This is a genomic window from Blautia sp. Marseille-P3087 (assembly GCF_900120195.1).
Classification (GTDB): domain Bacteria; phylum Bacillota; class Clostridia; order Lachnospirales; family Lachnospiraceae; genus Blautia_A.
This window is the reverse complement of sequence record NZ_LT635539.1, coordinates 2,932,251-2,953,705: the sequence shown is the minus strand read 5'-3', so window position 1 is coordinate 2,953,705 and position 21,455 is coordinate 2,932,251. Positions and strand designations below refer to the sequence as shown.

General features: G+C 43.9%; 19 protein-coding genes. 6 read left to right on the top strand and 13 right to left on the bottom strand.

The features are described 5' to 3' along the window. Positions 1–43 precede the first annotated feature (43 nt). The 4 genes from BQ7344_RS14055 to ftsH are packed head-to-tail and all read right to left on the bottom strand — an operon-like array spanning position 44 to position 5,919. Positions 44–979, bottom strand: a complete 936-nt coding sequence (locus BQ7344_RS14055) for an ROK family glucokinase (RefSeq protein ID WP_072523045.1) — start codon at positions 977–979, stop codon at positions 44–46. A 53-nt stretch (positions 980–1,032) separates the two neighbouring features. After that, positions 1,033–1,965 carry an HPr(Ser) kinase/phosphatase gene (gene hprK, locus BQ7344_RS14050; protein WP_015543404.1) on the bottom strand — a complete coding sequence of 311 codons (933 nt, stop codon included), beginning with the start codon at positions 1,963–1,965 and terminating at the stop codon, positions 1,033–1,035. 20 nt (positions 1,966–1,985) lie between these two features. After that, positions 1,986–3,836, bottom strand: coding sequence for an excinuclease ABC subunit UvrC (gene uvrC / locus BQ7344_RS14045; RefSeq protein ID WP_235816157.1), 1,851 nt, complete (start codon positions 3,834–3,836; stop codon positions 1,986–1,988). Position 3,837: 1 nt separating this feature from the next. Beyond that, on the bottom strand, positions 3,838–5,919 hold the full coding sequence (gene ftsH / locus BQ7344_RS14040) for an ATP-dependent zinc metalloprotease FtsH (RefSeq protein ID WP_072523044.1): 2,082 nt from the start codon (positions 5,917–5,919) through the stop codon (positions 3,838–3,840). A 178-nt stretch (positions 5,920–6,097) separates the two neighbouring features. Between ftsH and BQ7344_RS14035 the strand changes: the two genes are divergently transcribed. Next, a complete protein-coding gene (locus tag BQ7344_RS14035) occupies positions 6,098–7,576 on the top strand; it encodes a DUF1846 domain-containing protein (protein ID WP_072523043.1) in 1,479 nt (492 codons plus the stop codon). Between the two features lie 133 nt (positions 7,577–7,709). On the opposite strand, the gene galE is transcribed toward BQ7344_RS14035, so the two are convergent. Continuing rightward, positions 7,710–8,726, bottom strand: a complete 1,017-nt coding sequence (gene galE, locus BQ7344_RS14030; RefSeq protein ID WP_072523042.1) for a UDP-glucose 4-epimerase GalE — start codon at positions 8,724–8,726, stop codon at positions 7,710–7,712. A 377-nt stretch (positions 8,727–9,103) separates the two neighbouring features. On the opposite strand from galE, the gene BQ7344_RS14025 reads away from it, so the two are divergent. The 3 genes from BQ7344_RS14025 (at position 9,104) to BQ7344_RS14015 (ending at position 12,173) form a co-directional block, all read left to right on the top strand. Then, positions 9,104–10,342 (top strand): ABC transporter substrate-binding protein, encoded by a 1,239-nt coding sequence (locus BQ7344_RS14025; RefSeq protein WP_072523041.1) that lies wholly within the window; start codon positions 9,104–9,106, stop codon positions 10,340–10,342. Positions 10,343–10,440: 98 nt separating this feature from the next. Further along, on the top strand, positions 10,441–11,325 hold the full coding sequence (locus BQ7344_RS14020; RefSeq protein WP_072523040.1) for a carbohydrate ABC transporter permease: 885 nt from the start codon (positions 10,441–10,443) through the stop codon (positions 11,323–11,325). Continuing rightward, entirely contained in the window at positions 11,325–12,173 is an 849-nt protein-coding gene (locus BQ7344_RS14015; RefSeq protein WP_072523039.1) for a carbohydrate ABC transporter permease, read from the top strand. The genes BQ7344_RS14020 and BQ7344_RS14015 overlap by 1 nt, the downstream gene beginning before the upstream one ends. Before the next feature lie 69 nt (positions 12,174–12,242). On the opposite strand, the gene BQ7344_RS14010 is transcribed toward BQ7344_RS14015, so the two are convergent. Beyond that, entirely contained in the window at positions 12,243–13,346 is a 1,104-nt protein-coding gene (locus BQ7344_RS14010; protein ID WP_083585557.1) for a phosphotransferase enzyme family protein, read from the bottom strand. Then, entirely contained in the window at positions 13,347–14,276 is a 930-nt protein-coding gene (locus tag BQ7344_RS14005; RefSeq protein ID WP_072523038.1) for a sugar phosphate nucleotidyltransferase, read from the bottom strand. A gap of 262 nt (positions 14,277–14,538) precedes the next feature. Between BQ7344_RS14005 and BQ7344_RS14000 the strand changes: the two genes are divergently transcribed. Beyond that, positions 14,539–15,444, top strand: a complete 906-nt coding sequence (locus BQ7344_RS14000; RefSeq protein ID WP_072523037.1) for a helix-turn-helix domain-containing protein — start codon at positions 14,539–14,541, stop codon at positions 15,442–15,444. A gap of 58 nt (positions 15,445–15,502) precedes the next feature. After that, the gene (gene nagB, locus BQ7344_RS13995) at positions 15,503–16,234 is read left to right on the top strand and encodes a glucosamine-6-phosphate deaminase (RefSeq protein WP_072523036.1); all 732 of its coding nucleotides are present in this window, start codon (positions 15,503–15,505) and stop codon (positions 16,232–16,234) included. Positions 16,235–16,266: 32 nt separating this feature from the next. Here the strand turns inward: nagB and BQ7344_RS13990 are convergent, their stop codons facing one another. The 6 genes from BQ7344_RS13990 to BQ7344_RS13965 all read right to left on the bottom strand — a co-directional run bounded on the left by BQ7344_RS13990 (position 16,267) and on the right by BQ7344_RS13965 (position 21,443). Further along, the gene (locus BQ7344_RS13990) at positions 16,267–17,598 is read right to left on the bottom strand and encodes a sensor histidine kinase (protein WP_072523035.1); all 1,332 of its coding nucleotides are present in this window, start codon (positions 17,596–17,598) and stop codon (positions 16,267–16,269) included. 1 nt (position 17,599) lies between these two features. Beyond that, a complete protein-coding gene (locus tag BQ7344_RS13985) occupies positions 17,600–18,268 on the bottom strand; it encodes a winged helix-turn-helix domain-containing protein (protein WP_072523034.1) in 669 nt (222 codons plus the stop codon). A 47-nt stretch (positions 18,269–18,315) separates the two neighbouring features. Further along, complete coding sequence (locus BQ7344_RS13980; RefSeq protein ID WP_072523033.1) at positions 18,316–20,082, bottom strand: Na/Pi cotransporter family protein; 1,767 nt, start codon at positions 20,080–20,082, stop codon at positions 18,316–18,318. A 123-nt stretch (positions 20,083–20,205) separates the two neighbouring features. Then, positions 20,206–20,706, bottom strand: coding sequence for a GreA/GreB family elongation factor (locus BQ7344_RS13975; RefSeq protein ID WP_072523032.1), 501 nt, complete (start codon positions 20,704–20,706; stop codon positions 20,206–20,208). 291 nt (positions 20,707–20,997) lie between these two features. Further along, on the bottom strand, positions 20,998–21,240 hold the full coding sequence (locus tag BQ7344_RS13970) for a putative Se/S carrier protein (protein WP_200793051.1): 243 nt from the start codon (positions 21,238–21,240) through the stop codon (positions 20,998–21,000). Then, on the bottom strand, positions 21,237–21,443 hold the full coding sequence (locus BQ7344_RS13965; protein WP_072523031.1) for a sulfurtransferase TusA family protein: 207 nt from the start codon (positions 21,441–21,443) through the stop codon (positions 21,237–21,239). Before BQ7344_RS13965 ends, BQ7344_RS13970 begins: the two co-directional genes overlap by 4 nt. Between the last annotated feature and the right edge of the window lie 12 nt (positions 21,444–21,455).

Genomic DNA, 21,455 nt, shown 5'->3' with positions numbered 1-21,455 from the left:
CCCTCTTTCTGTAAAAATCTTCAGATCTTTAAATATGTATTTTTCAGAGAACCATCTTTGCCGCACCATAAATTCCGGCATCATTTCCAAGCGTCGCAAGCTTAATAGGGGTCTCCTTGCAGGATGGGAATGCATGTCTTATGTAGTGTTTCTGAATACAGTCGATCAGCGGCTGTCCGGCTTTTGACACTCCTCCACCGATTACGATTGCTTCCGGATCAACAACTGCCGCAAATCCCGCGATAGCGCTTCCGAGCAAACCTCCTACACATTCCATAATACGTCCTGCAAGTGCATCTCCTGCCTTAAACGCATCGAGAACATCTTTTGCTGTAATATTCTGAAGACCTCTCAGAGTACTGTCTTCCTCAGATGCCGCCAGCATTCTTCCTGCCACACGGACGATTCCTGTTGCAGATGCATACTGCTCCAGGCAGCCTTTATTTCCACAGTTACATGCTTCTTTTTCATCCTGTACCACTGTAACATGACCGATTTCTCCGCCTGCACCATGCGCTCCGGCTACGATTTTTCCGTCTATGATGATGCCGCCGCCGACACCTGTTCCAAGTGTTACAAGAATCACATTCTGCGCTCCGGCCGCTGCACCTTTCCATGCCTCACCAAGTGCGGCTACGTTTGCATCGTTTCCTGCCTTTGCTTTCAGTCCTGTAAGATCATGAAGGATCTGCGCAACCGGAGTAAATCCCCAGTAAAGATTCACTGCACATGCAGCCTCGCCTTTTGAATTGATCGGTCCCGGGATGCCGATTCCCACACCTTCTACATCTGCTTTATCGATTTTCTTTTCTTCGAGTTTGAGATTGATTGCATTTGCAACATCCGGAAGAATGTTCTCTCCTTTATTCTCTGTTCTTGTAGGAATTTCCCATTTGTCTACCAGAGTACCGTCTGTCTGGAAAAGACCACATTTTACAGTTGTACCTCCCACATCAATTCCGAAGCAATATGAACCCATTTTTCTTCCACCTTTCCCTGTTGTTTGTTATTTCAAAGCAGATTTCTGCTTTATCAGCTTTCACGTTTTTTTGCAATATTTGCCTGTACACGCTTGTACAGCTCTTCTGCCGCATTGTATCCCATCTTCTTCTGTCTGTGATTGACAGCAGCAGACTCTACGATAACAGCAAGGTTACGTCCCGGTCTGATCGGAAGGGAATGGCAGACGATTTTGTTTCCAAGATATTCTGTATATTCTTCATGCAGACCAAGGCGGTCATATTCTTTGTCACGATCCCACTCTTCCAGCTTGATAACAAGGTCAACAGACTGTGTATCCTTAACACTCTCTACACCAAACAATGTCTTGACATCAATGATACCGATACCACGAAGTTCAATAAAATGACGTGTGATATCCGGCGCTGATCCTACCAGAGTGACATCACTGACTTTACGAAGTTCTACGACATCATCACTGACAAGACGATGGCCACGCTTGATCAGTTCCAGAGCGGCCTCACTCTTACCGATTCCGCTCTCGCCGGTGATCAGGATTCCCTCACCATAAACATCCACAAGTACACCATGGATGGAAATGCACGGTGCAAGCTGTACACCAAGCCAGCGAATAATCTCTGCCATAAGGCTGGAAGTTGTCCTCTCTGTTACAAATGTCGGTACATTGTATTTGATTGCCATATCGATCATATCCTGCGATGGCTTTGTCATGGTGCTGAAAATAACACATGGAATCTTACTTGAAATAAAGCGCTCGTATTTCATCATACGTTTCTCATCACTGAGCTGCATCAGATACGTATATTCCACATATCCAATGATCTGAACACGCTCGTTTGCAAAATGTTCCAGATATCCGGTAAGCTGCAATGCCGGTCGGTTAATCTCTGCCGTCATGATTCTCATATCAGACAGATCAATCTCAGGAGTCAGGTTCGTAAGATTCAGTTCCTGTACCATCTTTGTCATTAATACACCTTTCATAATGTCTTCTCCTTTAATGTTTATTTATTCGGGTGGAAAAATTCATACACCTGTTTTGCGCTTCCCATATTCATGGATTCAGTTTCTGCAAGTTCTTCAACAGATGCCTCACGTATTCCCTCGATGGAACGGTAACGGCGCATTAGAGCTTTCCTTCTGCGCTTGCCGATTCCCGGAATGTCATCCAGTATCGAATGCACCTGTTCTTTGCTTCGCAGCGACCGGTGATATTCTATCGCGAAACGATGGGCTTCATCCTGAATCCTGGTTATCAGCCGAAATCCTTCGCTGTTTGTATCAACAGGTATCTCTATATTATTAAAGTATAATCCTCTTGTGCGGTGGTAGTCATCTTTTACCATACCACAGACAGGAATCTGTATTCCCAGTTTATCAAGAACACCAAGGGCAATATTTACCTGCCCCCGGCCACCATCCATTAACAGCAGATCCGGCATCTTCGCAAAGCTGTCAAATTCGCCATTACTCTCATGCGTAAAGCGTCTGGTCAGTACTTCCTCCATACTGGCATAATCATTCGGACCCTGCACAGATTTAATACGGAATTTACGATAGTCACTTTTTTTCGGCTTGCCTTTCTCATAAACAACCATCGATCCTACCGACTCAAAACCGCTGATGTTGGAGATATCAAATGCCTCCATACGATCAAGATTTTTCATACCGAGCCAGTCCTCTACTTCATGCACGGCGCCGATCGTACGGCCTTCTTCTCTCCGTATTCGTTCACGGTCTTTCTCAAGTACCATGCGGGCATTTTCCCATGCAAGCTCTACAAGCTTTTCTTTTGTGCCTTTTTTCGGTACTACGATGTGAACCTTCTGCTTTCTTCTGGAAGTCAGCCATTCTTCGATTACCTCTGTATCTTCGATTTCCGTCTGCAGTGTGATTTCTCCCGGGATAAACGGAGTACCTGCATAAAACTGTTTTACAAAACTGGACAATACCTGTGAGCGAGTGTCTCCTCTGGCAACACGCAGATAAAAATGATCTCTTCCAATCAGCTTGCCGTCGCGCATAAAAAACACCTGAACGACAGCATCCTGTTCACGGAGATCCAGACTTTCATCCATATCACAGGCAATGATATCTCTGTCTTCTTCCCCATAGGAAGTGATCTTCTGCCGTTCACCGATCTTCTGAATGCTGCGTATCAGATCACGTGCTTCAGCCGCATCTTCAAACCGCATCTCATCCGATGCTTTCTGCATCTTCTCAGTAAGCTGCGCGATTGTTTCCTGAAAATCACCATTCAAAAAAGCCAGCACTTTCTGGATATTTTCTTTGTAAACACGCTGGTCTGCATGTCCGGTACATGGTCCCATGCACTGTTTCATATGATAATACAGGCACGGCCGGTCTTTGCCACAGTCTCTCGGAAGATTGCGGTTGCAGGAGCGTACCTGATAAAGCTTTCGAACCAGCTCTATGACATCTTTGACAGCCCCGCCGCTGGTATAAGGACCAAAATATCGATTCTTATCCTTCTTCATCCGTCTGGCAAACAACACTCTCGGGTAAGCCTCCTGTACCGTTACCTTGATGAAAGGATAACTTTTGTCATCTTTCAGCATGGTATTGTACTTCGGACGGTGTTCCTTGATCAGGTTGCTTTCCAGAACAAGTGCTTCCAGTTCGGAATCAGTAATGATGTATTCAAATCTGGCTATGTGAGTAACCATCTGCTCGATTTTCGCGCCCTTATTGCGGCTGCTCTGAAAATACTGCCGAACACGGTTTTTAAGGCTGATTGCCTTGCCCACATAAATGATCTCATCCCGCTCATCGTGCATCAGATAGACACCCGGCTTCGCGGGAAGTTTCTTTAACTCTTCTTCAATCTGGAACATACTACTCCTCAGAGTCAGATTCGTGATTGTCTGTTTCATCTGCCACAGTCTCATCTGATACTGCTGCATCGCCGGTGTTCTGTTCTTCCACCTGAACTTCTACAAGTTCTGGTTTCTGCACCTTTTCCTGATTTTCTTTCTTCTCTTCTGTCTTTACTTCTTCATCCGGAAGTTCATCCAGATTCTCCGGAATCTCAATTCCCTTCTCGACTGCGCGGAAGATCTTCATAAATTCTTTACCTGTGATTGTCTCTCTGCTGATCAGATAACCGGCAATCTTGTCCAGTGCCTCTCTGTGTTCGTTGAGAAGTCTCTTTGCTTCCTCATAAGAATAATGAAGGAGCTGCATAACTTCATGGTCAATCTCAGTTGCTGTATCATCACCACAGTTGAGCACTGCTCTTCCTGACAGATACTGATTTTCCTGAGTTGCCAGTCCCATCAGACCAAATTTCTGAGACATACCATACTGTGTGATCATTGCACGTGCTACCTTTGTAGCCTGCTCGATATCATTTGCCGCACCGGTAGTTACCGTATCGAATACAATTTCCTCTGCTGCACGACCGCCCAGATAACCGACAAGCATTGCTTCAAGCTCTTTCTGAGTGTTAAGGTATTTTTCTTCTTCCGGTACCTGCATAACATAGCCGAGAGCTCCCATCGTTCTCGGAACGATAGTGATCTTCTGTACCGGCTCGGCATCTTTCTGCAGCGCATTGACAAGTGCATGTCCGACTTCATGATAGGAAACAATTCTTCTCTCCTGCGGACTTAAGATACGGTCTTTCTTTTCTTTACCGACAAGAACAACCTCAACAGATTCCTGAAGATCTTTCTGCGAAACGGCTCTTCTGCCGTTTTTAACTGCAAGAATTGCGGCTTCATTGATCATATTGGCAAGATCGGAACCGACTGCTCCGGAAGTTGCAAGCGCAATTGCTTCCAGATCAACCGTTTCATCCAGCATGACATCTTTGGCATGTACTTTGAGAATCTCGACACGCCCTTTGAGATCCGGACGATCTACGATGATACGTCTGTCAAATCTTCCCGGACGCAGAAGTGCCGGGTCCAGGACTTCCGGACGGTTGGTTGCCGCAAGGATTAAAAGACCCTTGGACGTGTCAAATCCATCCATCTCTGCAAGAAGCTGGTTCAGTGTCTGTTCACGCTCATCATTGCCGCCGCCATATCTGGAATCACGGCTCTTACCGATGGCATCGATCTCATCAATAAACACGATACACGGTGCATTTTTCTTTGCTTCCTCAAAGAGATCTCTCACTCGTGAAGCACCAACACCGACAAACATTTCTACAAATTCAGAACCTGACAGGGAAAAGAACGGTACGTTCGCCTCACCTGCCACTGCTTTTGCAAGAAGAGTCTTACCTGTTCCAGGTGGACCTACAAGAAGGGCACCCTTCGGAAGCTTCGCACCGATTGCCGTATATTTACCCGGATTATGCAGGAAATCCACAACTTCCTGCAGCGATTCCTTTGCTTCTTCCTGCCCGGCAACATTCTTAAATGTCACTCCGGTCTCTTTCTGAATGTATGCTTTTGCACGGCTCTTGCCGACACCCATGATTCCGCTGCCGCCTTTGTTCATGCGCCGCATGAGGAACATCAGCATAAAGAACAAGACTACTGTCGGAAGCAGTACACTGATCATTGTCGAAACAAACTCACCCATCGCGTCTGGCTGTTCATAATGAAAAACGATTCCTGTCCCTTCCAGACGTTTCGTCAGAGCATCGACATCCTCCATCTGATTTACTTTATAGCTTGCATTCTGATAATATGATTTCTGGATCTTCGGTACGACGGTCAGTACTCCTGACTGAAGCGTAACCTCCTTTACCTGATCCTTATCTACCATCTCAATAAATTTATCATACGTGATTTCACTGGACGAATCGCTCATCATATCTGTCACAAAACTTAAGCATACCAGCGAAATCAACAGACAAATCAAAAAAGCCAGGATTGACTGGCGGTTTTTATTCGGTCCCTGATTTCCGGGATTGTTTCGATTCGGACGGTTTCCATCCGGCCGGTTATCCATGTGATTGTTCATTCTTGTCCTCCTCTTATTATCCTCTATATTATAAAGAGATTTCCTGTATAAATCAACTGGAAAACTGTGAATGTTTGTAGCATGTTACTTGCCTGTAAACCGCAACTGTAGTATACTGTCAATGTGATAGCCGGAAAATTATATTCCGGCTAAATGTGATGGGAAAGGAAAACGATAAATGAAAACAGGATTTGACAACCAAAAGTATCTGAAGATGCAGTCTGAGCATATTCGCGACCGCATCAGCAAATTTGACAACAAACTGTATCTTGAATTCGGCGGAAAGCTTTTTGACGATTACCACGCTTCCCGTGTTCTTCCGGGATTTGAACCGGACAGCAAGCTCCGTATGCTTATGCAGCTCAGTGATCAGGCTGAAATCGTCATTGTTATCAGTGCTGCAGACATCGACAAAAACAAAATGCGCGGTGACCTGGGCATCACTTATGACGAAGATGTTCTCCGTCTTATTGATGAGTTTACCGGACGCGGTCTTTATGTAGGAAGCGTGTGTATCACAAGATACGCAGGTCAGGAAAGTGCTGACCTTTTCAAAAAGCGTCTCGAAAAACTCGGTAAAAAAGTATACTTCCACTACAGTATTCCCGGATATCCAAGCAATATCCCGCTTATCGTAAGTGATGAAGGATACGGCAAAAACGAATACATCGAAACAACAAGACCACTCGTTATCATCACCGCTCCGGGACCGGGAAGCGGAAAAATGGCGACCTGCCTCTCACAGCTCTATCATGAATACAAACGTGGTGTTGCTGCCGGCTATGCCAAATTCGAAACTTTCCCTATCTGGAATATCCCGCTGAAGCATCCGGTCAATCTGGCATATGAAGCCGCTACCGCAGACTTAAATGACGTCAATATGATCGACCCGTTCCATCTGGAAGCTTATGGTGAAACAACAGTAAACTACAACCGTGATGTAGAAATCTTCCCTGTTCTTCAGGCAATGTTCGAAAAGATCATGGGCGAATGCCCGTACAAATCTCCTACAGATATGGGTGTCAATATGGCAGGAAACTGCATTGTTGATGACGAAGCATGCTGTGAGGCATCCCGCCAGGAGATCATCCGCCGTTATTACAAGAGCTGCGCTGCTCTTCTTACCGGCACAGGCAAAGAAGATGAAGTCCGCAAGATCGAGCTTCTTCTGAAACAGGCACACGCTTCTCTTGAAGACCGCAAAGTCGTACCGGCAAGCCTTCAGAAAGAACAGGAAACAGAAGCTCCTGCTGCTGCTCTTGAACTTCCGGACGGACGTATCATTTATGGTAAAACATCAGATCTGCTCGGTGCATCTTCCGCACTTCTTCTGAACGCACTGAAAGAGCTTGCAGGAATCGATCACGAACATCATGTGATCTCCCCTGAAGCGATCCGCCCGATTCAGGAGTTAAAGACCGAATACCTCGGAAGCAAAAACCCGCGTCTGCATACAGATGAAACTCTGATTGCACTCTCTGTCAGTGCAGCCAGCAATCCGGAAGCAAGACAGGCATTAGAACAACTCCGTTCACTGAAAGGCTGTCAGGCGCATACTTCTGTCATGCTCTCTTCCGTAGACATCTGGGAGTTCCGCAAACTCGGCATCGAGCTGACCTGCGAGCCCAAATTTGAAAAAGAAAAGAAATACCACTAAACATCAAATCTTGTTATCAGTAATCTGAAACACGCGCCGCCGGGCGCATATATACAAAATCCCGATGGACATACATTCATCGGGATTTTGCATATATTCTTATGTAATTATTGGTGATACAACTGTCGGTACGTTAGTCTTCGTAACCGTTCGGGTTCTTCTGCTGGAAGTTCCAGGAATCTGCGCACATGTCTTTGATGTCATATTCTGCTTCCCAGCCAAGTTCTTTTTTGGCTTTTGTTGCATCAGAGTAGCATGTAGCTACATCACCTGCACGGCGTGGTTTGATAGAATAAGGAATCTTTATGCCTGTAGCAGCTTCAAAGTTCTTAACGATATCCAATACGCTGTACCCTTTACCTGTACCGAGATTGTAAATACTTAAGCCTGAATTGTCTTCCAGTTTCTTAACCGCTTTTACATGGCCTTTTGCAAGGTCTACGACATGGATATAATCTCTGACACCTGTTCCGTCCGGTGTGTCATAGTCATTTCCGAATACGCCAAGTTCTTTCAGTTTGCCAACTGCTACCTGTGTAATGTATGGCATCAGATTGTTCGGGATACCGTTCGGATTTTCACCGATCAGGCCACTCTTATGAGCACCAATCGGGTTGAAGTAACGAAGAAGTACCACATTCCATTCCGGATCTGCTTTCTGGATATCGGTAAGAATCTGCTCCAGCATGGATTTTGTCCATCCATAAGGGTTAGTGCACTGTCCTTTCGGGCACTCTTCTGTGATCGGAATAATCGCCGGATCTCCATATACAGTTGCTGAAGAGGAGAAAATAATATTTTTGACATCATGTTTTCTCATCACATCTACAAGTGTAAGTGTACCTGCAATATTGTTTTCATAATATTCCCATGGTTTTACTACAGATTCACCGACTGCTTTCAATCCTGCAAAATGAATACAGGAATCAATCTGCTCTTTTTCGAAGACTTCATTCAGCCCTTCTCGGTCAAGAATATCTGTTTTATAAAATTTCACCGGTTTCCCAGTGATCTGCTGTACTCTCTCAAGACTCTTTTCGCTGGAGTTACTGAGATTATCCAGCACTACGACTTCATATCCTGCGCTCTGCAGCTCCACTACTGTATGACTTCCGATGAAACCTGCTCCGCCTGTTACTAAAATTGCCATGATTTTCTCCTCCTGACGTTTACTCTGTTTCTGTTTTCGCAGTCATTGTAGCACTAATCCTTTTTTTTCACAATATTTTCCCCGTTTCTCCCTCATATTTTACTAAAACTCCATCAGATTTTACTATTAAGCATTTCGGTGATCTCCTTTTATTTTGCAGCTTATAATTCCGATTTTTCATGTTTCGGCAACCTGTTATATCATATTTTTATGCAAAATATATTATTTTTTTTATTATCCCTCTTTTTTTTTATTCATTTTTATTGACACTGTCATATGCAAACGATATAATTGATATATTACATCCGCGTCATCGCGGACACGATAGACAACTGACAGCTCCGTCAGTTATCACGCACAAAAGGGAGGACTTATCTATGAAACGTAAACTCGCATTAGCAATGGTACTGGCAATGACAGCATCTATGGCTCAGCCTGTTCTCGCAGCAGACAGTAAAACCACTCTTGATGTCATCATCAGCCAGTATGGTACCCAGACACAGGCATGGTGGTCTCAGTTTGAAAAAGATTTTGAAACAGAAAATCCTGATATTGATCTGAACATTGAAATCGTTTCATGGAATGATCTTTATACAAAAGTAAATACACTTGTTGCAAATAACAATGCACCTGACATCCTGAACATCGACGTTCTTGCAGACTATGTTGCTGACGACCTTCTGATGCCGGCTACCGAATACGCATCCGAAGATCTCCAGTCCAAATTCTTCCCGGCATTCTGGGACGCAAGTACAATTGATGATACTGTATATGCATTACCGATCCTTGCATCCTGCCGTGCTCTCTTCTATAATAAGGATATCCTTGACGAAGCTGGTGCATCTGTTCCGACTACATGGGCAGAAGTTCAGGAAACTGCACAGAAGATCAAAGATAAATTCGGCGATGACGTTTATCCATGGGGTATCGACATGACTACTGACGAAGGTCAGGCTGCATTCTCCTACTACACATGGAACAATGGCGGCGGATTCGTTGATGAAAACGGTGACTGGGCTCTGAACAGTGAAAAGAACGTAGAAGCTCTGAATTTTGCAGTCGGTCTTGTAAACGATGGCTACACCAACTCTGATCCTGCTAACGAAACACGTTATGACCTTCAGGATATGTTCGGTGCAGGTAAAGTTGCCATGATGATCGGACCAAACAATATTCCTACTTACCTTTCCGACGGCGGATATGACATCAACTACGATGTAACTACTATCCCGGCTAACGAAGGCTGCGAATCCGTAGCAATGGGTGTTTGTGACCGTCTCGAAGTATTCAAAGACGATTCTGCTGAGGATCAGGATACCCGTACAGCTGCTATCACCAAATTCTTCGACTTCTTCTATGATGATGAGCGTTATGCAGATTACATGGTCTATGAAGGATTCCTTCCGACCACACAGACAGCTGCTGACCTTCTTGCAAAAGACGATGACACATTTGCATCCTGGATCGATATCCTTCAGAGCTGCAACTTCTATCCGGCAACAAAGACAGAATGGGCAGATGTAAAACAGGGTGTTATCGAAGTAGAGCAGAACGCACTTCTCGGCGATGATGTGCAGACACTCCTCGATGATCTCCAGGCTGATATTGCAGGCTGATCACATATTATGAACTGAATGCAACTTAACCGGGAGCCGGAACTTTAGTGACCGGCTCCCGCTTGTGTCTGAACTAAATTAGTCTGGTGGTGTAAAACATGAAAAAAAAGAAACCTTTTGCTGCAGTAGAGCCTTATCTCTGGCTGCTCCCCAGCATCCTGCTTATGACGGTCTTTATCCTCTTTCCGATCTTTGAAGTTTTCCGTACTTCTATGAGTGAAGTAAGTAAGGCCGGCCTTATCAAAGGCTTCTGCGGACTTGACAACTTTACCAAAGTCCTCAGAGGATCTACCTTTAAACTTGTACTTAAGAATACAATTGTATGGACTGTTGCCGTTGTTGTGATCTCCACTGTATTCGGCTTTATCCTCGCACTTGTACTTAACAACAAATTCCGTTTCCGTAAAGCGGTCCGTGCAATCGTTGTATTTCCATGGGCAACTTCCCTGATCATTCAGGCAGGTGTCTGGAAATTCATCATTGATAAAGACTATGGTGCCTTAAACACCCTTTTAATGAAGATCGGTCTGATCTCCAGTCCTGTTAACTGGACTCCGACTCCTCAGGCATATTTTGCATGGGAAATTTTTGTAGGTATCTTTGTTACCGTACCGTTTGTAACTTTCTGCGTACTTTCCGGACTGCAGAGCATTGATAATTCCTACTACGAAGCAGCCACTGTCGACGGAGCAAACTACTGGCAGAAACTTTTCAAGATCACTCTTCCGCTGGTAAAATCCTCCCTGACTGTAAGTACTGTGCTGAATATCATTTATGTATTCAACTCATTCCCTATTATCTGGACAATAACCAAGGGTGACCCGGCAAGCCGTACGGATACTCTTGTTACATACCTTTATAAACTTGCCTTTTATAAAGGAAAATCCGGTGAGGCAGCAGCAGTATCCGTGATCGGTTTCCTGATCCTGTGTCTGTGCGCATCCATTTATATGGTCGTTTCACTCAGAAAGGAGGAAGAATAATGAATAATCATACACGCGGCACAAAACATGTCATTCTCCGTGTTCTTCTTTACCTTTTTGTAATTCTGGTCGTACTTGTAACCCTGTATCCATATTTTGTTATGTTTACGACTGCAGCAAAAAGCCGTGCAGAAATCTATTCTACCGACGGAACCTTACTTCCGCTCCACTGGCTCTGGCAGAACTTTAAAGATATCTGGACACTGGCACCGCTTTCCAGATATTTCATCAATTCTCTGATCGTTGCCGGCGGTTCTACCCTGATTGCAATCATATGCGGTATCCCGGCAGCTTATGCGCTTGCACGAATGAAATTCAAGGGTAAAAAAATCTTTCTGGGAATCGTTATCATCTCCCAGATGTTTGCACCGGTTGTCCTTCTGGTCGGCATTTATAAGATCATGTCTACCTTCGGAATGACAGACAGCCTTGTAGGTCTTGTATTTATCAACGCAGCATTTAACCAGGCCTTTGCGATCTGGCTTCTGCGAGGTACTTTCATCTCTATTTCTCCGGAAATGGAACAGGCAGCAACTGTTGACGGCTGTGGCAAAGTGTCTGCACTTATCCGCATCCTTCTGCCTGTAGCTGCACCTGGCATCGTAACTGCACTGATCTTCGTATTCATCAATGCATGGAACGAATATACCGTTGCCCTGACACTGATCTCAACAGATGTTCTCAAACCGCTGACTGTCGGCATTACGATTTTCAACGGTTACAACATGGTAGAATGGCAGTACCTGTTTGCATCTTCTCTGTTTGCAACAGTACCGGTCATCATCCTGTTTGTCCTGATCGAGAAACATCTTGTCGGCGGACTTACATCCGGTGGTGTCAAAGGCTAAATCTCATGACATCAAAAAAAGCTTCGAAACCAGGAAAGTTTCGAAGCTTTTTTATTGCTCTGTAATGTATTATTTGTATTTCTTTATGATTTTGTTCATCTGCGGAAGTTTTTCCTGCATATCTTTGACCAGTGTCAGCTGTGTTCTGCAACGATCCAGATTATGTCCTTCACGATGGATCTTAAAGTAATGATCCCCCTCCAGATAATCGGTAAGGAAACGTATTCCGTTTTCGAAAGTCATAAGGATTGCCCCCAGCGGAAGTGTCTCGATCTCCAGGTCTGTCAGTGCTCCGCCGCAGCCCTCAATAAATCCTTTTGCATAAACTTCAAATAAATGTAAATCGCAGGATACTTTTGACAGATCTTTTTCATCTTCTGCCGCAGTACTTGCACCAAAACGGACAGAATCGCCAAAATCATGTGCTGCAAGTCCCGGCATAACTGTATCCAGATCGATTACGCAGATACCTTTTCCGGTCTCATCATCAATCATGATATTGTTAAGCTTTGTATCATTGTGTGTAACACGAAGCGGCAGTTTACCTTCCTGCTGCAAATCATATAAAGCATGTGTCAGCTCTTCTCTCTCAAGAATGAAGTTGATTTCTTTCTGTACAGAAGCAGCTCTTCCGCAGACATCTTCTCTGACTGCTTTTTTGAATTTCTCCAGTCGATCCGGTGTGTTGTGAAAATCTTTGATCGTCTCATGCAACGTCTCTGCCGGATAATCAGCCAGAAGTCTCTGGAAGTGTCCGAAAGAAACAGCACTCTGGTAGAAATCATTATCATTTTTTACAGCATCATAAGAAGTCGCACCCTCAATAAAAAGGTAAACTCTCCAGTACTCCCCTTTGGAGTCTCTGAAATATGGAAGGTTCTCCTGACTCTTTACGATCGTAAGTGTTTCTCTCTCCGGGTCACCACCATTTGCGATGATCTTTTTGCGAAGCCATGAAGTGACGCCTCCAACATTTTCCATCAGTCCGACAGGATCTTTAAAAATGCTTTTGCTCATCCGCTGCAGAATGTATCTCTTTGTTCCGTTTGGGGTCTCATATGTCAGGCGATAAGTATCGTTAATGTGTCCGTTTCCATAAACAACACATTCCTTCAGTTCTCCCGGAAGTTTAAATCCATCAATCGCTTCCTGTACTTTTTCCTTTATTTCCACTTATGCTTCCTCCCACAGTTTCTGCGGATACAATCCCTGATCTTTCAGATTCTGGATTGCATCCATCACCATTGGTTTGTCTTCTTTATAAGTTACCCCATACCATTTGTCTTCGGATTTCAGCACCTTAACCGTTGCTTTCTTTTCCTGCAGAAGTTCATCCACAACAAATGGAAGGAAATATTCGCCCTTCATCGGATTATTTGCAATCGCATCATCCAGAAACGGACGAAAACGTGCTTTCAACTCCTGTAAAATACTGTTTGAAAATCCCCACATATTCATAGAAACAATGCTGCCCTGCGGAAGCATCGTCCAGGTCTTTCCATCATCTTCTGTATATGCAGTACCGCCATCATACTTTTCGATATGCGTCCGCTCATTGATCTTGATCAGATGACCTTCTTCATCTGTCACGCAGACACCTCTTGCCACATGCCCATTCTCTGTCAGTGTGTTTTCCAGTCTGTAGCCTACCATCATATAATGATAAACATCTTCATCCTTCTCTTCGGAAGTCAGGAAATCATATGCCATCTTAAATGCATGTACACCGTAATAATCATCTGCATTGATTACGGCAAATGGTCCATCGATCTCATCAATACAGCTTAATACCGCATGTCCTGTACCCCATGGTTTTACTCTGCCTTCCGGCACAGAATAGCCCTCCGGAATATTTGTAAGCTCCTGGAATACATATGCAACCTCGATCTGCTTACTCAAACGTTCTCCGATTGCTTCACGAAATGCTTCTTCATTTTCTTTCTTTATAATAAATACAACTTTTTCAAATCCTGCTCTCACTGCATCATAGATAGAAAAATCCATAATAATATGGCCTTCTTTGTCAATCGGATCAATCTGCTTTAATCCACCGTAACGGCTTCCCATTCCTGCGGCCATAACTACTAAAACCGGTTTCTTCATCATTTCTCCTCCTGTTTCTTTTTAACTGGATTTATGGTACAACACAAAATATTATAATACAATAGATTTTTTTCTTATACAATCCTTATCTAAATGATCTTTCATTATGATGACGTTTTGGGTGTGAATAGTATTTGCACAATTATACTCTTTTTGTATACATTCAACTTTATCGTTTGACTATTTAATACAATTTTATTACTATTATAATTAGAAATAATATCCAAAAATCACAAATTCTGATCAGAAAGGAAGGTTTTTCGTGGCTTATCAGAGTGTGAAGCTTGATTCAGAGCTTTCCATAGAAAAAATATACACAATCCACTACTATGAATACCAGAACGATTTTTACTTTTCCGGTGAACGTCATAACTTCTGGGAGTTTCAGTGTGTGGATAAAGGTTCTGCAGAAATTGTGACCGATAATGGAAGTCATATACTGAACCGCAGTCAGGTTATCTTTCACCGGCCAAATGAATTTCATACACTGAAAGCCGCCGGCAGAACCGCACCAAATATCATCGTAATTTCTTTTTCCTGTGATTCACCCTGTATGAATTTTTTTGAAAATAAAGTTCTTGAATTTTCAGACACTGAGCGAAGCATCCTCGGCCGTATCATTGCAGAGGCACGAAATTGTTTTGCGTCTCCGCTGGATACCCCTTATCTGGAAAAAATGGAAAAGAAAGACGATATTCCTTTTGGCGCACAGAAGCTTTTGACTTTATATCTCGAAGAACTGCTGATTCATGTTATCCGGCGCTATACGATGGCTCATTATTCTGCCTCCGCCGGTATCTATGATTCCTGCCAGTCCACTTCTGAAGCCTGCCGCAATATCATTCATTATCTTGAGCAGCATATCCGGGAGTCCATGACGATCGATGGAATCTCAAAAAGCAATATAATCGGTCGTTCACAGCTTCAGAAGCTTTTTCGTGATCAGTATCAGTGTGGTGTGATTGAATTTTTTTCACGCATGAAAATCGACTTTGCCAAACAGCTTATCCGTGAAAACGATATGAATTTTACCCAGATTTCTGATTTTCTGGGATATTCGTCAATTCATTATTTTTCAAGGCAGTTCAAAAAGCTGTCCGGAATGACACCTACGGAATATGCCACATCTATCAAGGCAATCTCCGAGCTTCCGCAGCCTCATTCCTGAGTACAGAGGATATAAAACTGTAGAATATAAAATCCGTCAGTCGGACAAGGAGGAAAACATGCATATCTGCAAAGTAAAAAATTATCAGGAACTCAGCCGCAAGGCAGCTAATCTCATCGCCGCACAGGTAATCTTAAAACCCGACAGTGTTCTCGGACTGGCTACCGGCTCCTCTCCTGTCGGAACTTATAACCATCTGGTAGAGATGTATGAAAACGGAGACCTTGACTTTTCACAGGTAACAACTGTAAACCTCGATGAATATAAAGGCCTGTCCGGTTCAAATGAACAGAGTTACCGCTATTTTATGAACACCCATCTTTTCCATAAGATCAATATTAATCATGCAAATACTTACGTTCCGAACGGAACCGAGCCGGATGCCAGAGAAGCATGCTCTGCTTACAATGAGCTGCTTCACAAAATCGGTCCTGCAGACATTCAGATCCTCGGCCTTGGTCATGACGGTCACATCGGTTTCAATGAACCATCTGATCACTTTGAAGACGAAACGCATTGTGTAGATCTGACAGAAACTACGATTCAGGCGAACAAGCGCTTCTTCGAAAGCGAAGCAGACGTTCCGCGTCAGGCTTATACTATGGGAATCGGTACGATTATGCGCTGCAAAAAGATTCTGGTCGTTGTCAGTGGAAGTGACAAAGCACAGATTCTTAAAAAAGTCGTTCAGGGACCTGTAACTCCACAGGTACCGGGATCGATTCTCCAGTTCCATCCGGACTGTACGATTATCGCCGATGAAGCTGCTCTGTCCGAAATGGACATTTGATTATACGAACCAGCCAAAAAGGAGCCGGTGTGCTAAAACACCAGCTCCATTTTTGTACCCTTTCCGGGTTCACTTTCCAGATTAATCTGTGCGTTATGAAGAATTGCACCGTGTTTTACGATAGAAAGCCCAAGGCCTGTCCCTCCGGTTGCCCGTGAATGGCTCTTATCCACCCGGTAAAAGCGTTCAAAGATCCTCTTCTGTTCATCCTCTGCAATTCCGATTCCATTGTCTTCTACACAGTAATACGGATGCTCTCCGCGCATTCCGAGCGAAATCTTCACCGTACCTTTCAGATCGGTATATCGAATTGCATTGTCTGCAATATTGAAAAGCATCTCATAAATGACATTACGGACACCGTTTACCATTACCGGACTGCCATCCAGTGACACAGTAATATTTTTCTTTTTGGCAGCACTTTCGAGATGCTGCACAACATCCTCTGCCATCTCATAAAGATCTACTTCCTCAAACGGCAGATCACTGTTCTTTTCATCCAGTCTCGAAAGCTGTATGATATCTGCCACCAGAGCACTTAAGCGATATGCCTCATGATAAATTCTGCCTGAAAATTCCGGTACTTTTTCTGGTGGAACCATCCCATTCATCATAAGCTCTGCATAACCGGAGATTGACATAAGCGGTGTCTTCAATTCATGGGAAACATTTGCCGAAAATTCTTTTCGTACGGCCTCTGCTTCTTTCAGTTCTTCTATCTGCCTGGCAATCTGCCGATTCTGCTGATCGACTCTTTTCAGAAGCGGCCGGAGCTCCTCATACTTTACTTCTTTCAGAGGTTCCTCCAGATCCAGTGTATTGATCGGTTCGATCAGATCACGTGTCTGCCTGCGGACCAGCACAAATGCAACCGCAAGGATCACGATCAGCAGCCCTCCAAGAAGCAGAGAGCTCGACAGCATCGTGGAAAAGACACTGTCCGTTGTTCTTCCGACACGAAGGATATCCCCGTCTGCCAGCTTTACCGCACAGTAAAAATTCTGTTTGGACAGGGTTTCTGAATATCGCAGTGTTTCCGCATAGCCACTTTTTTCTGCCTGAATAAACTCCGGACGATTGCTGTGGTTCTCAAGTTCTGCGGAATCTTCCAGCGAATCAAACAATACATTTCCTTTCGGATCCAGAAGTGTAATACGAGCTGAAGTTGCCTGACCGAGTGCTTCATCCAGATAGGAATTTCCCATCTTTTCGACTCCATCCTGAATGTATTTTGTACTGTCCCGAACGCTCTCTTTCAAATCTTCATTGTACTTTTCATACATAACAAGACCTGCAGCAAGAAACGTAAGAAGTACAGAAAGAACAATCAGAAAGCAGGTATGATTCAAGATTTTTTTTCGCATATTATACTCCGATCCGGTAACCGACTCCTCGCACAGTTTCTATCAGATTTCCTGCTTCGCCAAGCTTCTGGCGAAGTGTACGGACATGGACATCAACTGTTCTTGTCTCACCATCAAAGTCATATCCCCATACATGACAGAGGATCTGATTTCTGCTCATGACCAGTCCCTTATTTTCCATCAGGTACTGAAGCAGTTCAAATTCTTTGCGTGTCAGTTCAACACTCGTATCATTCCAGCGAACCTTATGCTTGCCTACGGACAGGCTCAAATCGCCACATCTCAGTTCTTTGTCATCTTCCTGTTTGGAACAGCGGCGAAGAACTGCTTTTACTCTTGCCACAAACTCCATCATTCCGAAAGGCTTCGTGATGTAGTCATCTGCACCGGCCTCCAGACCTTTTACCTTGTCGTACTCGGCTTCTTTCGCTGTGACCATAATCACAGGGATTCCTCTGGTGTCTCTTGATAATTTCAGACTCTCAAGTATACTGTAGCCATCTTCCCCCGGAAGCATGATATCCAGAAGAATCAGATCCGGAAGTTCTTCTTTTAATGCAGTTCGGAGTTCTTTGGCATTTGCCATTCCTTTCGCGGAAAATCCGGTTGTTTCCAGAGTATAGATCAGAAGTTCCCTGATATTTTTTTCATCTTCTACACAATAAATCATTCTGTATCCGTCCTTTCTCGCTGTAATTGTCTGTAAAAACAGTTTTTTTATGGAAGTACATATTCTTTATGCAATTCCCCCAGACGGTTATAATAGGAATCATCCGGTTCATTTTTGAGGCTTTCCAGATGACTGTGTGTGTCATAAAGATTTTCTCTTACCTGTGTAACACAGACACTTATATTTGAACAGTGGTCTGCAATACGCTCCAGACTCGTAATAAGGTCTGTAAGGATAAATCCCATCTCAATCGTACATTCTCCTAAACGCAGACGATTGACATGACGGCGTTTCAGTTCTTTGCTCAGCTCATCAACAATTTCTTCAAGTGGTTCCACATCGCGTGTAAGGTTTAGATCCTGCCTGTCAAAAACCTGATATGCCGTATCCACAATCCTGCTTACCACTGCGATCAGCACCTGAAGTTCATTCCTTGCCTGCGGCGAAAAACTGATGTTCTTTTCATGGAGTTCCTGCGCAGATTCCATAATATTTACCGCATGATCGGAAATACGTTCAAAATCACCGATACAATGCAGCATGATCGATACACTGTGGCTGTCTCTCTCTGACAGATCTTTGTTGTTCAACTTGACCAGATAAGTACCAAGTTCATCCTCATAACGGTCGATTTTGCTCTCCAGCTTCTGGACCCTCTCTGCCTGTTCATCACTGTATGAATGGATCAGTCCAAGTGCAATATCCAGTATCTTTCTGGAATCCTGCTCCATATGTTTTGCCGCATTTCTTCCCTGCTCTACTGCGAAAGCCGGTTTTTCCAGAAAACGAGATTCAAGAATCATAAATTCCTGATCTTCTCTGCTGACTTCATTCTCTTCGTCATCACGAATCGTCAGACAGGCAAGTTTTACAAGAAGGTTAGAGAACGGAAGCCATACAAGTGTTGCTGTGATATTGAATACACTGTGTGTGATTGCGATCGTTGCCGGTGTTGCCATCTGTGCCATAAACGGAAAACGCACAGCTGCATTGATCATATAGAAAAGTACCATAAATACAACGGTTCCGATCAGGTTGAAATACAGATGGATCATTGCCGCACGCTTTGCATTTTTGTTTGCACCGATTGCAGAAAGAAGTGCTGTTACACATGTACCGATATTCTGTCCCATAATGATCGGGAATGCAGAACTATACGGAACTGCTCCTGTCATACAAAGAGCCTGCAAAATACCTACCGATGCCGAAGATGACTGAATGATCGCAGTCAGGACCGTACCGGCAAGAATACCTGCTACCGGATTGGAAAACTTCAGAAGAAGTCCTGTAAATTCCGGAACATCTGCCAGAGGTTTCACTGCGCCGCTCATGCTTTCCATACCAAACATCAGTACCGCAAAACCAAGAAGAATCGTTCCGACATCCTTTTTACGGGAGCTTTTTGTAAAAGTCAGAAGTACAATTCCGACCAGTGCAAGAATCGGTGAAAATGAGCTCGGTTTGAGGAGGCTGATAAAAAAATTGCTGCTCTCGATACCGGTAAGGCTTAAGATCCATGATGTGATCGTCGTACCGATATTGGCACCCATAATGATACCAACTGCCTGTGTAAGTTTCATGATGCCGGAGTTTACAAAGCCGACAACCATAACTGTCGTTGCAGAAGACGACTGGATCACAGCAGTCACACACATGCCGAGAAGTACCGCTTTCCATTTGCTGGAAGTCAGGTTTTCAAGAATCTGCTCGAGTTTTCCTCCTGATACTTTGGCAAGCCCGTCTCCCATAACCTGCATTCCGTACAGAAACATGGCGAGGCCTCCAAGTAATGTTAATATGCTGAAAAAGTCCATACTATTCTCCTTTACATAGATTTCATATGGCTTCATCATATTTGCAGCTTGTAAAGTTCTCACCAGTTTTATGTTAAATCTTTGTAAAATCGAATTTTACATAACTTTGTCGGATTTTACATTCTAAAAACTGCGGATATTTTCGTCCTCATCACCAGTTTTGTCGATGGAACGGATGATCAGATAATAACTGACATTCTCGTTGACTTTTACCAGTACACGGTCTCCGACCCTGTGTCCCCTGAGGGCTTTGCCGATCGGTGATTCGATGCTGACACGGTTCTCCATGGAATTTCCACGAATGGATGTGACCAGTTTGTATTTTTCCACTTCACCGTCTTCTTCAAATTCCACCTCAACGATATCATCCATTCCGACCTCGTCAGATTTCGAGGAATCATCCACTACTGTCGCTGTTTTTAACATTCTCTCCAGATAACGGATGCGGCTTTCATTCTGGTTTTTGTGTTTCTTCGCTGCATAATATTCAAAGTTTTCACTGAGGTCGCCCTGCGCACGGGCCTCTTTGACCGCCTCGATTGCTTCTTTTCTTATGACAAGCTTGCGGTGCTCAATCTCTTCCTCAATTTTTTCTACATCTCTTTTTGTGAGTTTTTCTCCCATTTCTTTCACTCCTACTGAATTTCGATGATTCGGCTGTCCCTGCATTTCTTCGGAACAGCCTTTTTATGCCAGAGTATGCGAGAGAAGCTGCCAGTGGCAGGTTCTCTGTATTGCCTATCAGTATACACGAATTTATCGAAATTGTACACCCGTCAGCATCCGGCGTTTCTTATAGAATTTCTCACAAAACTTCTTTATAAAAACAAACAGAGAGCCCTTCATGACATTTCCCATCCATAAAGATCAGAATGCACCACGTTGAACTCTCCTTTTTCTTATTATATATTCTTTTTATTCCTCATCCGCCTGATAGATACTTACATATCCTCTTTCTTCCACACGGACGATCTGCTCTGTTTCCTCGGTACTGTCCGGAAATATCCCGTTCGCCTCAAACTGCACACAGGTTCCGCAGGAGGAACTTAAGTTCCGTGGAACCGGCATGACCACTGCTTTCAGGTTCATTTTTTCACAGTTTTTGCGGAACTGGATGGCACCATAATGCGAATAAAAAGTTGCAATATAAGTCATCATTTCATGATCTTAAGCAGGAAATCATCGCCCTGCTCTTCTACCTGTACCTGATAGCCCTGATGCAGCACAAAACGGGAAACGTTTTCTTTTGCAACGACATTGTCGACAAGTACTTCATATTCGGCCTCTTTTGATGCCATCGCATTTTTTGTCTGAATTACCGGTTCCGGACAGGAAAGCCCTCTTGCATCTACTCTTTTCATATTCTTTCTCCT